The 12,417-nt window shown below is 57.7% G+C and carries 12 protein-coding genes; all 12 read left to right on the plus strand.

Features of this window, described 5'->3' with window-relative positions; translation table 11 throughout:
• Nucleotides 1-460 precede the first annotated feature (460 nt).
• Nucleotides 461-952, plus strand: coding sequence for a hypothetical protein (locus BLW71_RS15815; RefSeq protein WP_091797509.1), 492 nt, complete (start codon nt 461-463; stop codon nt 950-952).
• A gap of 779 nt (nt 953-1,731) precedes the next feature.
• Entirely contained in the window at nt 1,732-4,383 is a 2,652-nt protein-coding gene (locus tag BLW71_RS15820; protein WP_286162006.1) for a type VI secretion system Vgr family protein, read from the plus strand.
• Nucleotides 4,384-4,568: 185 nt separating this feature from the next.
• Nucleotides 4,569-6,179, plus strand: coding sequence for a hypothetical protein (locus BLW71_RS15825; protein WP_143048353.1), 1,611 nt, complete (start codon nt 4,569-4,571; stop codon nt 6,177-6,179).
• Nucleotides 6,180-6,245: 66 nt separating this feature from the next.
• Nucleotides 6,246-7,220 carry an IS5 family transposase gene (locus BLW71_RS15830; protein WP_091800817.1) on the plus strand — a complete coding sequence of 325 codons (975 nt, stop codon included), beginning with the start codon at nt 6,246-6,248 and terminating at the stop codon, nt 7,218-7,220.
• Nucleotides 7,221-7,360: 140 nt separating this feature from the next.
• Nucleotides 7,361-7,720 (plus strand): hypothetical protein, encoded by a 360-nt coding sequence (locus BLW71_RS15835; protein WP_143048354.1) that lies wholly within the window; start codon nt 7,361-7,363, stop codon nt 7,718-7,720.
• Between the two features lie 42 nt (nt 7,721-7,762).
• Entirely contained in the window at nt 7,763-8,845 is a 1,083-nt protein-coding gene (locus tag BLW71_RS15840; protein WP_091797522.1) for a formylglycine-generating enzyme family protein, read from the plus strand.
• A 30-nt stretch (nt 8,846-8,875) separates the two neighbouring features.
• Nucleotides 8,876-9,808: a DUF3592 domain-containing protein gene (locus BLW71_RS15845; protein WP_091797525.1), complete on the plus strand. Its 933-nt coding sequence runs from the start codon at nt 8,876-8,878 to the stop codon at nt 9,806-9,808.
• Between the two features lie 43 nt (nt 9,809-9,851).
• On the plus strand, nt 9,852-10,241 hold the full coding sequence (locus tag BLW71_RS15850; protein ID WP_091797528.1) for a PAAR domain-containing protein: 390 nt from the start codon (nt 9,852-9,854) through the stop codon (nt 10,239-10,241).
• Nucleotides 10,238-10,738 (plus strand): DUF4123 domain-containing protein, encoded by a 501-nt coding sequence (locus tag BLW71_RS15855; RefSeq protein WP_177205045.1) that lies wholly within the window; start codon nt 10,238-10,240, stop codon nt 10,736-10,738. The genes BLW71_RS15850 and BLW71_RS15855 overlap by 4 nt, the downstream gene beginning before the upstream one ends.
• Entirely contained in the window at nt 10,731-11,081 is a 351-nt protein-coding gene (locus BLW71_RS15860; protein ID WP_091797531.1) for a hypothetical protein, read from the plus strand. The genes BLW71_RS15855 and BLW71_RS15860 overlap by 8 nt, the downstream gene beginning before the upstream one ends.
• Nucleotides 11,081-11,665, plus strand: coding sequence for a restriction endonuclease fold toxin 5 domain-containing protein (locus BLW71_RS15865; protein ID WP_091797534.1), 585 nt, complete (start codon nt 11,081-11,083; stop codon nt 11,663-11,665). The genes BLW71_RS15860 and BLW71_RS15865 overlap by 1 nt, the downstream gene beginning before the upstream one ends.
• A 28-nt stretch (nt 11,666-11,693) precedes the next feature.
• Entirely contained in the window at nt 11,694-12,413 is a 720-nt protein-coding gene (locus BLW71_RS15870) for an immunity 52 family protein (RefSeq protein ID WP_091797537.1), read from the plus strand.
• Nucleotides 12,414-12,417 lie beyond the last annotated feature (4 nt).

The raw sequence follows: 12,417 nt of genomic DNA on the forward strand, positions 1-12,417 counted from the left end.
TTGCCGATCTAGCTGCTCCAGGCATCGCCAATGCGACGCGTGGCGTCCCATCAGACATCGAAACCTAGCGAGAACAATGGTCAACGGCTTTTTCGACAGTATCGGTCGGTTGCGGACCTTCAACAAGATCGCGGCAATCCGCAATAATCACTTTTACACCGCTCCGTCATTCGACTTCCGCCCTTTCCACGTATCAAGGGCCTATCACGCGTTGTCGATTGACGCTCGCTGTCAACGAGATATTGGCAGCGACCTCGCTGACGGGCCGCTGCCCTCGTCGTAATAGTATTCCGCCAGCAGCAGAGCAGGATTCTGTTGAGTTTATGCGCGATGAATCAATATCACGTTTTGTTGCGGACAAAGCCCGGTCTGTCGTGCAGAATACTCTTTCAGCCTATTCGTGTTTGTCCGAATAAAAAATCGCTACATTATCCGGGTCGTGGAAGTGCAAGGAAGTGCCGTGCCTGATGTCTTCCACGAGTTCAACTTTCTTATTCCTTATATGAACAGCCTACCCCAGACTATCGAGCCAGAACTGATCGTGCGTGGCAGCCGCTTTGCAATGCCGGCTCTCGGTATCATTTTTCTCATTATTGTCGGGTCTTACATCGTCTTTGCGCAATCGAACCCATTCATGAGTTTGGGCGATGTTTTTATGGTCTTCCTCGCACCTCTGGCTGCCTTGGTAAGCATGAATTTCACGACACGCGCGGTTTTCTATGTCGATCGATGCAAGGTGGGTCGCACCACGATTCTTTACGAGAACATCGCTTTTGTAAACCGGGGGCGCTTTCTGCTGGTGATCCGGTATAACCGCCCGAATGAGGCGCGTACCAGTCCGCGTCGAGCCGCACTGTCATTCTATGAAATGCGTCGACACGAACAAGAAAAGTGTCTTGATATTCTTCATTCACGTCTGAGTGAAAAGGCCGTTTTAAACTCCCGTTTCTGAATCCACGATACGAGCGCAGCTGCGACGCCTCCCGCCGATCGCTTGTGTTTTTGCGGCGATTAATTTCTCTTCTCATCAGGTTAGCGCGATCGATCGGCGGGTTGCAAGATGCTTAAGCGCCGGTCGGCTTCGTGGGCACAAGCGCCATGCGGATGTTCAAAATTCGAATACAAAGTGTAGCGTCTTTCCTCGGCCGAACTGTCTGTCCGTTCGCTAAGAGAACTGGAGGCAGTGAAGCCACGTGCCGAGAGCGAGTAAGCGTGGCCACTTTTTGGTCATCGTGGTCGCTTCCAAAATGAACGATAAGGCCTGTCGAAGCTATTTCAACGAGTGCCTCACGACTGCCGCCATGCCTTGCTATTCTTTGACCCGCCGTACCGATTTTAGCTTGAATTCGAGCGCGTCTTTATCCGCTTTGCGTTGCGGGTCATCGCGAACTCCCTGCTTGAGTTTATCTGTCCAGCAAGGGATTTGTTCTACGAGGACAAGCTCATTGCCACGAATCATCTTACTAACTGGGCGCCGGTTACATTAACGCCCAAGCACCCAAGAAAATATTTCCGACCTTCAGAATTTAACAATTTGACAGGAATTTATTTCCGGTCGCCGTCGCCTTTAAATGGAACGGATAGCGACATTCAAAGGGAATGTTTACCATCCGCTATCATCAGACTTAGAATCTGCGGGCTAGAACCAATGCGTGACAAGACGGGGTGTAAAAAATGGGCGCAGCTGACCTAATCGACCAAATTCGTTCGGGAATTTTCCAGAATGAGCGTTTGCTCAAACTGGATACGCCTATCGGCGCGAATGCATTGCTCGTCCAGCGAGTGGTGGGAAACAGCCGCATAGGCCGCGATTACGCATTCACCGTCGATGTCGCGTCTACAGACGAAAACATCGAACTCAAACGGCTTATAGCGCAGCCCGTTACGCTATGGATCCAGCAAACCGACAAATCGTATCGCCCAGTGCACGGCTTCGTTCACACCGCTCGCCGGCTCGGCTCGGATGGCGGGTTGACCAGCTATCAAATCGCATTTGCATGCTGGTTGCATTTTCTGCGCTTCAGAAGTGATGCGCGCATCTGGCAGGACGTCACAGTTGATGAAATCATTGGTGACGTATTCAATCAGCATCCTCAAGCCCAAGGCGCGTTTCGCTTTGCACTAAATAAGCCGCTGCAGCCGCGGTCATTCTGCGTTCAATATGAAGACGACTGGAATTTCGTCAATCGCTTGATGGAAGCCGAAGGCTGGTACAGCTATTTTGAACAGTCCAAAGACGGACAGTCGCACCAGTTAGTGGTGACGGACAATCTGGATTCGTTCAAACCTGCTTCACCGCAAAGGGTGCCGTTCTATCGGGCGGGCACAAACAGCGAAACCGACGCGCTCGTTCAATGGTCCGGTACCCGAACGCTGCAAAGCACCTCGCTTGTCACGAGTACATTCGACTATAAATCGCCGCATTATGCGAAAGGCACCAATATCCCGACGGTCGGCAATCAAGGTTCATTGCCTTCGCAAGCGGAAGTCTATGAATATTCCGGTGCGTACACTTATCGCGAGCAGGACCGTGGCGACGCGCTTTCGAAGATCCGCATGGAGGAGTGGGAGTCCCGCGCAAAGCGTTTCTATGGCGTAGGCGCAGTGCGGCGGCTCGATGCAGGGCAGTGGTTTGAACTCGTCGATCATCCGGATCATTCAGGCGGCAACGAGCAAGAGCGGCAATTCGCCGTGCTCGCAGTAGAGTGGGTGATCGAGAACAATCTCCCGGTATCACGTGGCGGTGCCGATTTTCCGCATAGCCTCCAGAGTAAGGTCAACGCGACGCGCGCCAATTTCGGCCCAGTGCAGCCGTCCGCGCTGATTCCGAGCGGCGACGGCAGCACCGGCTTTTTCATGGCGACCATTGAGGCTCAGCGGCGCAGCATTCCGTTTCGCAGTCCGTTGGACCATCACAAACCCGTCATGCCGACGCAGACCGCAACGGTCGTCGGTCCCTCGGGTGAAGAAGTCTTTACGGACTCGTTGAATCGCGTGAAAGTCCGCATGCACTGGGACCGGATCAATAGCGGCGACGAAAAGGCATCCTGCTGGGTGCGCGTGTCATACCCGAATGCCGGCAGCAACTGGGGCGGCGTCTTCGTGCCGCGCATCGGTCAGGAAGTCATCATCACGTACATTGACGGCGATCCTGACCGGCCGCTCATTACAGGTCGCGTCTATAACTCCTCAAGCTCGCCGCAGTGGCACACGCAGGGCCAGCTGTCCGGCTATAAGTCAAAGGAACATAAAGGCTCGGGGTATAACCAGCTAGTGCTCGACGATTCCACCGGTCAGAATCGCGCGCAGCTTTACAGTACGCAAACCGCAGCACAGTTGAATCTCGGCTATCTGGTCTCGCAAACCGACAACACGCGTGGCGCATTCCGCGGCACGGGCTTCGAACTTGCCACCGACGCCTACGGCGCGATCCGCTCGCAGAAAGGTCTCTACATCAGCACGTTTGGCCGTCCGGGTGCGCGCGGTGAGCAACTCGACGCCACCGAGGCGCGGGGTCAGTTGACCGCAGGCCAGCAGTTGCTGAGCGCAACGGCTGACACGGCGCGACAACACGGCGCAGCCGATATGCAAGCGATCGACTCGCTGAAGACGTTCACAAATGCCACCCAGTCGAGCTACGGCGGAAGCGCTTCGCCTGCCTTGTCGGCTTCCTCCGCGCAGGGACAGGAGACGTCGGGCGGCACTGGGCAAGCCAACGGCTTCAGCGATTCCGTGCTGTTGCTCGCTTCACCCAAAGGCGTAGGAATCACCACGCCGGAGAGCGTCCATATCCACGCGGGCGAGAACGCGACGATATCCGCGAACACCGATATCAACGTTGCGATCGGCAAGAGCCTCGTCGCGAATGCGGTCGATAAGATCAGCCTGTTCGCATACAAGCTCGGCATGAAACTGATCGCTGCGCGCGGCAAGCTCGAGATTCAGGCGCAGACAGACGGCATTGACGTGTTGGCGAGCAAAGGCATCAAGATTTCATCCTCCACCGATGCCATCCAGTTGAGTGCGGAAAAAGAAATTCTTCTCACGTCGGGCGGCGCCTATATCCGCATCAGCGGCGGAAACATTCAGGTTCACGCGCCCGGCCAGGTGGATATCAAAGGCTCCGAACATTCGTTCACCGGCCCGACGCGCTACGACGGGCAACCCGCGGCATTGCCCAAGAGTGTGGTCAACGACCAGCAATTCATCCTGAAGGACGAGACCACCGGCAACGTAATGCCGCTCGCGCCTTACCGCATCGAAAGCGGCGATGGTCAGGTGCTGGCTCGCGGCATTACCGACGCCGAGGGCAAAACCGTGCGGGTCTTCACCGGTACTCAGGAACAGGAGTTGAAGATGTTCCATGAGGACGATCTGGCCTAGGATCGACAACAACATGACGGGTGAGTCGAGATCAAATCATGAATAGTCAGAACGCAGCTGGGACAAGCCAATCGAACGCGCAGGAAGGCAGCACCGCCGACGCAAAAGGTAGGCAGCGGCCGCTCTTCTTTTTTTATCCGGATACAGCCGAGCTTTTCGAATGCCCGGTCGAGTCCGTCGATGCCGTGGCGAAAGAGATTGCGCTGATGAGTCGGCTATCCGAGAACCTGATCGAGGCGCGGCAAGCACTGGGCGTCGCGCACGCTGCCTGGCTGGAGCAACAGGCAAATGTGGCGTTGCGTCCGCAGCTCGAAGCGAACCTGAAAGAAGCGATCAAGAAAGAAGAAGCCGCCACCGCGGAAGTTCACGAGCAACTCGAGGAGACGCCTGCCTTTAACAAGGATGGCGTATGGGAGCTTTTGCCCTTGCGCAAGACAGCGGCCGGCAAAGACAAGTACAGCGGTCAGCGCTTCACATACGTGCGGTCGTCGAAGGTGAAGAACCATTTTCGACGCTACAAGCTGGACTCCGACAAGCCCCAACTCAAATCCTTTCTCGTCAAGGACGCGACGACGGGCAACTATAAGCTGGATCACGAGAAGATCCAGGAGAAGCTCGACGAAGCGTTCAAGAAAGCGAAGCTCCACGAATGGAAGACACCGCCTTGGGGTCGCGAGTGGGCACCTGAGTTTGCAGAGGCGTTCAACAAGGCCGCCAAATTCAAATCGCCGGACGATCCCAACGCAATGTGCGAGTTCTCCGGTGGCACTCAGATCCTGCGGCTGTTCGCCGGCGCTGGCGCGAGCGCCAAAGCGGAAAGCACCATCAAGTCGTTCGACGACCTTCTGCACCTGCGCGGCGAAGTCGCTGCATCGGCGAAAGCGAAGGGTGAAGTCGGCGGAGTGCTGGCTGACGGAAACATCAAAGCCACGCTTTATCTGCCGTGGAAATCCGGGCTTGAACTGTGGATACCGGCACCGACCGAGAGCCAGAGCGGCGCGATCTCGTGGAAGAGCACGCCCGACACCACCCTAGGCTTCTTCAGGATCTCGCTCGCGGCAAAGGCGGAAGCTTCTTGCGGCGCCAGCCTCCTCGCGGAAGGCGGGGTCGAATTCAAACTCGGCCGCGACGGTAAGACGCAGAAGGTTAAAGGTACCCGTGCTACTCGCAGCGCGGCGCAAATGCAGCAGCCCAAACTCGATGTCACAAAGGTCGAAGTCAAGGTTGACGCGGGCGGTGATCTGAAGGCCTTCGCCGGCGTCGAGGCGGAGGCCTCCGTGGAGGGAGCATTCGAATGGCGACGCCCCCAGGAAAAGGTCAAATGGACCTCGTTCGCGTCCGTCAAGCCGGGCGTGAGCGGCCAGGCCGGCGCCGGCGCGCAGGCCGCGTTCCACATTACCTATAACGACAAGTTTCGCATTCTGATGAGGGCGGGCTTATGCGTCGGTGTTGGTTTGAAGGGCGAAGTGGAAGCTGCGGTCGACGTCGTCAACATGGCCGAGTTCGCCTGGTGGGCCAAAACCCAGATCGCCTATGCTGGCGACAAAAACCTTCAGTACTTCGCCAAGGATGCCTTCAAGACGTTCGTGGCGATGTACACGTTGGCGATTGCCAAGGGTAAGGAGATCGGCGCCTACGTCGGCAAACAGTTCGACGAAATGAGAACCGAGCTGACCGACTTTATCCGTACCCAGCCCCGGGCATTCCTCAACGCAATCAGGAATGCGCACGACTCGCTGCTGAACAGTCTTGCGGAGGTAAAGGGCTATATCGTTTATGCGTTAAGGCAAAGCTGAATAAGTCCACCGTTCATGACGGTCACGCGTTATAGCGTGAGCATGCAACGGCGAAAGCGAAAAATGATGAATCAACTGACACTGGCGATGGCTGTCGATCAATGCGCGGGGTTCGGGGCGCAGCGCAAACCAACGCGACGTGAAGCGTTTCTTGATGAGATGAACAGGATCGTGCCTTGGGCGCAACTGTGCGCAGTGGTCGAGCCGTTCTATCCGAAACGTGGCAATGGCCGCCCGCCGATCGTGCTGGAGCGCATGCTGCGGATTCACTTTGTGCAGCACTGGTTCAACCTTGCGGACCTTGCGTGCGAAGAGGCGCTGTACGACAGTCTCAGCCTGCGCCGTTTCGTTGGGATCGACCTTGGCAGCGAAACGGTTCCGGACGCGACCACGCTGCTCAAATTCCGGCATCTGCTGGAAGAGCACAAGCTGGGCGAGCGGATCTTCGCGGAAGTGGGTCAGGTGCTGCAGGCGCGGGGAGCAAAGCTCAAGAGCGGCACGATTGTCGATGCCACACTGATCGGTGCACCCTCGTCGACGAAGAACAAGGACAAGGCGCGTGACCCCGAAATGCATCAGACACGCAAAGGCAAGCAGTGGCATTTCGGCATGAAGCTCCATATCGGCGTGGACAGTCAGAGCGGGCTTGCTCATAGCGCAGTCGTAACGGCGGCGAACGTGCATGACAAGTATCCGCTGCCACAGTTGCTGCACGGTGAGGAGCAACGCGTGTACGGCGACAGCGCATACGCGAGTCAGAAAGCGCTGATCCATGGCAAGGCACCGAAGGCGCGCGACTTCACCAACAAGCGCACGCGCCGCAAGGGCATCGTCGACGAGGTGGCGCGCCGCAAGAATCGCAACAAGTCGAAGATCCGTGCCCGGGTCGAGCATGTGTTCGCGGTCGTGAAGCGGTTGTGGGGCTTCACGAAGGTTCGCTATCGCGGTCTGGCGAAGAACGCCAATCGCGCCTTCGTTGCACTCGCGCTGGCCAATCTGTACATGTGGCGAGGTCGCGCGACGGCACAGGTGCGCCCGTAAAGGGCCAAAGACGGGCAAATAGCCCGCGCAGAGCCCCTCGAGGGGCGTAACGTGACACGGAATGCCCGCTTTTACGGCCGTCATTCGCGATCTCGAAAGATTACACATGCCTTGGTCGCAACCTGTCGTGTTTACGCGGCTTGATCAGCGCAGCCTTAAAGTCCATCGCTGACCGATTCGACGAATTGCGGCTGGAAGCGACCGATGCGATCAGCCGTATTCTTGCCTCCGCCCAGATACGGAACGAACTGGAGAACGTCTACCAGTTCACCTCGTCGGAAATTGCGGTTAAGGGCAATGCACAAGTTGCGCGCAATGAGATCGGACAGTTAGTGGGCACGAGCCAACTGGCGATGGTGGAAAGCCGTATACGTGTCGACCCGGCGCCGGGTTTCGGCTTCGTCTTCAACGATTCGGCCGCGTACCAGATGCAGCAAGGAACCGCGGTCGCCTGGATGGATCCAAAAACGACTGCGGGCGACGGCTCCCAGATGGCTTGAGCGGCGACATCGGTTCAATAGAGAATATAGGAGTGGTGCTGCATGAGTTATCGGTCTCGCCTGGCTCAAGAGAAATCACGGGCGCTATTGGTTGCTGGAATATCGTTGCTGTTGTCGGGCAGCGTTTTTGCGCAGAAAGTCGACGTGAACGCACCCGCTGACAAAGATCGATTAATCCGCGAGATTACGACACCGTCACCGAAGAAGGACACGTGGGAACATCTCAGCGCAGTGCTGAACTGGGGAACCGGTAAGCCGTACGACGATACCATGCGCATCTTGCAGGATTACTTCAAGTCGTTGCCGCCGCCTTCTAACGACGAACTCGCCAGATTCAAGGACAAGGTGCATCGCGAACTGGTCTTCGTCAAAGGCGGCCAGTTCCTGATGGGCGATTTCGGTCCGGAAAAGTCGCAGGAAAGACTGCCCTACTCCGCCAACGACGGCGCCGCGCCCGCACACAACGTGACGCTCGACAGCTACTCGATTCTGAAGCATCGCGTGACTTACGCCGACTACGACCTTTACACGCGCGCCAATGGCTTGCCGCCGATCGCGATCAGCAAACACGAAGACCTGGAGTTCCGTTTTCCCGACTATCCCGTAGCGCATATCACGTGGCAACAGTCGCGCGATTTCTGCGCATGGGTCGGCAAGCTCGTGAGTCTGCCGTTCGATTTGCCGACTGAGGCGCAGTGGGAATATGCAGCACGTTCGCGCGGCGAGTTGTGGGTGATTCCCAGCGCCGCGGTGCCGGTTGTCGACGGCAAATACAACCTCGAACAGCTCGACAACATCATCGACAAAATGGAAGAGAACGGCACCAGCCCGGAGCCGCTGGTTAGCCGGCCGGTAGGCACGTATGGCGACAATCGGCTGGGCGTGTCGGACGTGTTCGGCCGCGGCAAGGAATGGACTTATGACTGGTTCGACAAGAACTACTATAGCCACGCGGCGTCGCACGACCCGCGAGGTCCGGTGCGAGGCAGCCTGCGCAGCGTCCGGTACGCAACCGATAGCCGCACGCGACTCGTCATCGACCGCACGGGCCTCGCACCCGATACCGCGAAGGCCGATCTCGGGTTTCGATGCGTGCTCAACCAGTCTTCGCCAGCGGGTCAGTGAGATGCTCACGCACGCTCCAACCGGCCACTCATGATGAATTCACCTGCTGCCCCGTCGCGGCACAGTTGGAGCACGCTCGTCATCCTGACGCTCAGTCTCGGCGCGCTGCTTTTTTCGCTGTGCTGGCTCGTGTCTTCGCTGATCGCCACGCATCGCATGACGGTCGCCGAAGGAACCGTGGTGAGTTACGACCAGGGCGGCCGGAGCTGGCGTTCGTATCAACCCGTGATCGTCTTCACGACCGCACTCGGCGAGCGCGAACAGATCACGGGCCAGACGTCGTCGACACAGCCGGCCTACGATATCGGCCAAACGTTGCGCGTGTTCTACGACCCCGCGAACCCCGCACGCTCGGCGATCATCGACGACTTTGGGCAGCGCTGGTTTCCTGTCGGTGTGGTGATGTTGCTCAGCGTGGTGTTTTCAGCGATTGGCGCGGTGATGTTCGTAATCGAGCGCGGCAAGGTTAAACATGTGGCGCCTTCGTCGTACTCGCAGGGGAGGCGCAAACGCGGCCGACAGAATCTACTGATCTGCCTGATTCCGATTGTCATCGGCGCGGGATTTCTGCTGGGCGCTGCCGCTTCGGCAATGCACGAACGGCAGATCATTGGAAGCTATACGCGCACGACTGGCAAAGTCGTCGAAGTCCAGGAAGCCGAACGGCCTTATCGGCCGCGCTCGCACATGTACTCGGCGATTGTCGCGTTCAAAACCGCGACGGGGAAAGAAGTCACCTTTGCGCAGGGGTCGTCGTCATCGCATAACGATCTCGGCAGCGGTGACGAGGTCAGTGTTCTGTACGATGCGAATTCGCCCGATCGCGCGATGATCGACAGCTTCTGGGAGCACTGGGGACTGCCTGCCATCCTCGTTGTCATCGGCTTGCCGTTCTTCGCCGTTGGTGTGTTCTTTGTCAGCACTGTCGACTTCAGCGGTGGGCGCCACAGCAAACGGACCTAGCTTTGAACGTGATTCGAGATTCGAGATTGATGGCAGGTGACCTATGACTTCGATCGCATGTGAAGGCGATAGCACGTCGCACGGCGGCAAGATCGTTTCCGCCTCGGCGACCATCGGCGTTGGCGACAGCGGACGGCGCGCCGCCCGGCTCGGCGACCTCGTCCATTGTCCGAAATGCGACGGCACGTTTCCGATTGTGACATCACAGAATCCGGCGATGACCGTGGAAGGTGTGCCGCTCGCTTTTCATGGCGACAAGACCTCGTGCGGTGCGGTGTTGATCGCCGCGCAATCCGAGACCATCGGCAATGTACCTGCGTCGATGCAGGGCACGACGGCCGCGGCGGCGGAGTCCACAGTCGCGCCGACGTTGTGTCGCGAGTGCCTCGCTCATGCCGCAGAAACGGGCGCTTCCACAGTCGTGCGCTCATGATCCCGGCGACTCTCGCTAAACGGCTGGAGCGTTTGCGCGCGGATGCCCCGGCGCTGCGTGCGTATGCGCTGGTCGATGGCCTGCAGTATGAGCAGCATTTCGGCCGGAGTTTGCGGCGCCGCTGGGGCACTGTGCACTCGCTTTTCGCCGGGACAGAAGACGAGCCATTGGCGTCCGCTGGACCTTGGCTTGTAGACATCGCGCAACCCGATGCCGACGTGGTTGCTTCACTCGATGAACTGGAAACGGCGCGGCCTGGTGTGATGTGGTTATTCAGCACGCAGGATATCGAGTCGCTCGTGCGGACACTGCAACGCAAGCTCAATAGCAAACTGCCGAATGGCAAGATTGCGTTGCTCCGGTTTTGGGATCCGCGTGTTTTCGTGCCGCTCTTCAATGCGCTCGACACCGAAAGACGTCGCGCTTATTTCGGCGATGTGGACGAGTGGCACGGCCTTGCGGAAGGCAAACGCTTTCACGTCTCTCACCATGCTTGAACTGACCGCAGACCAATGGGCCGCTTTGTGCGCAAGCGACGAACGCAATTTTGTCGCGACGATTCGTGACGATATCGTGCACGACGCCCCCCGCTATGCCAGCGATCCGACCTTGCTCGACCGCCTGATGCGGGCGTATGGGGACGCTAAGCGCATGGGGTTTCAGCAGGACAAGGAGCTGGTGGAGTTTCTTTATATCGAAGCGGATGTGCCGGAGTTTTATCGCAAGCCGGGGATCGCGGCCTGGCTTGCGAAGCCAGGACGACCGGTTGAGGAGCGTTTCGAGGATCTGCTGGCGGTGACGCGGCGGAAGTTGATTGATAGGGATAGGGAGACGCGGTGATGGCTGTGTTGGCAATTCCGCTCGTCGAAGGAGCGGGCGCATTGCTTGCCGAAGCATTCCCCGCTTTGCTAGGCGGGACCGCTGCGGCGGGAATCCTGTCGCTATCCGGCGATCAGGCGCAAGACAAGAGCAAGACCCAACCGGTCGCGCGAACCATGCCGAAGACAGACGAAGCGTGCAACAAGTGTCCACCGGATGCGGGTAACCTCGTGACGCGTAACTGGAATATGTCAGCCACCTCGCGCACATATCAGGCGCAGGTGACAGGCTTCGCGCCGAATACGGAGTGGAGTTTCAGCGGGCTCGACTTCGATGGGTTTCGTGCGTCGCTGTGTCAGCTGGAAGAGGCAAAGGCGAATTATGATCAGTTTTTTGATCCGGAGACGGGTAATCCAAAGCGATTCTTCCTGATTTCTGGTGTTGAAAAAATGCGCAACCAGGCGAGAGAACAAAACGTCGTTGCGGCGGCCAATACACCGGCGCTGTTGCATTGGTATTTTATGCAGCCGCTGAGCTATCGGTACTTCACGCGCAGTTTTCGCACCACCGCGCCGCTGGTCAACACAGAATTGAAGCCACTTTAATGAGTACGAGCACTGAACGTTGACGAACATGGCCTTTCATTTGAACATTGATGTCACCTATCGCGTAGCTGCCCTGCAATTGCCGACCATCGAGTCGGAGTACGACCGACTTTGGCAGTTTGCGAACGTTCTGACGCGAGCCGGCTTACCCGTGGAGAAATGGTATCCAGCGGCGGATACGGAAAGAGCGTCGCTGCTAAACGCTGCCTTCGATGCCAATGGACCGACCAGAGCGGCGATTGCCATGGCCAAGAATTCCGCTTTATCCAATGGCACTAGAGTCAGGTCGCTCGGGGTATGGAATGGCTTAGAGGGAGACGGTGGAGCTGCTTTTTCCGACTCGCAAGGCATTGATAGTGTGTGCTCGGTGACCTTCCAGATGAAAGGCATTGTCGGATTTCAGCAGGCAACCCTGGTCGCGGACGTTGTTTTGGAAGCGGCGCGCATCTGGTCCGCGTCGAGCGTTCAGGTCGGGCCATTCAAGTATTTTTCGCAGCAGCAGGTCTTCGAAAAACGACCCGGCGCCGGTTGGATGCTTTATTTGCCGAGAGTTTTCACCGCGCAGCAAGTGCCTGAGGCTCGCGACCTGATTCCGGTCATGGATGGTAAGCAGCGGATAGGCACCCTCATCGTCAGTGTTGTCGATGAGCCTTTCTCCGCTTCAAATCCGGAACATGTGAAGATCGCCAACTCAATTGAAGAGCGATTGGTCGATCAAGACTTGCTGCCCTTATTCACCGAACTTTAGCTCG

The sequence above is a fragment of the Burkholderia sp. WP9 genome (assembly GCF_900104795.1).
Taxonomy (GTDB): Bacteria; Pseudomonadota; Gammaproteobacteria; order Burkholderiales; family Burkholderiaceae; genus Paraburkholderia.

Bases quoted from the DNA above. Each gene is read 5' to 3' on its own strand.
- BLW71_RS15870 (WP_091797537.1), top strand. From the start codon at position 11,694: ATGGCCTTTCATTTGAACATTGATGTCACCTATCGCGTAGCTGCCCTG.
- BLW71_RS15845 (WP_091797525.1), top strand. From the start codon at position 8,876: ATGATGAATTCACCTGCTGCCCCGTCGCGGCACAGTTGGAGCACGCTC.
- BLW71_RS15860 (WP_091797531.1), top strand. From the start codon at position 10,731: ATGCTTGAACTGACCGCAGACCAATGGGCCGCTTTGTGCGCAAGCGAC.
- BLW71_RS15855 (WP_177205045.1), top strand. From the start codon at position 10,238: ATGATCCCGGCGACTCTCGCTAAACGGCTGGAGCGTTTGCGCGCGGAT.
- BLW71_RS15850 (WP_091797528.1), top strand. From the start codon at position 9,852: ATGACTTCGATCGCATGTGAAGGCGATAGCACGTCGCACGGCGGCAAG.
- BLW71_RS15840 (WP_091797522.1), top strand. From the start codon at position 7,763: ATGAGTTATCGGTCTCGCCTGGCTCAAGAGAAATCACGGGCGCTATTG.
- BLW71_RS15865 (WP_091797534.1), top strand. From the start codon at position 11,081: ATGGCTGTGTTGGCAATTCCGCTCGTCGAAGGAGCGGGCGCATTGCTT.
- BLW71_RS15830 (WP_091800817.1), top strand. From the start codon at position 6,246: ATGAATCAACTGACACTGGCGATGGCTGTCGATCAATGCGCGGGGTTC.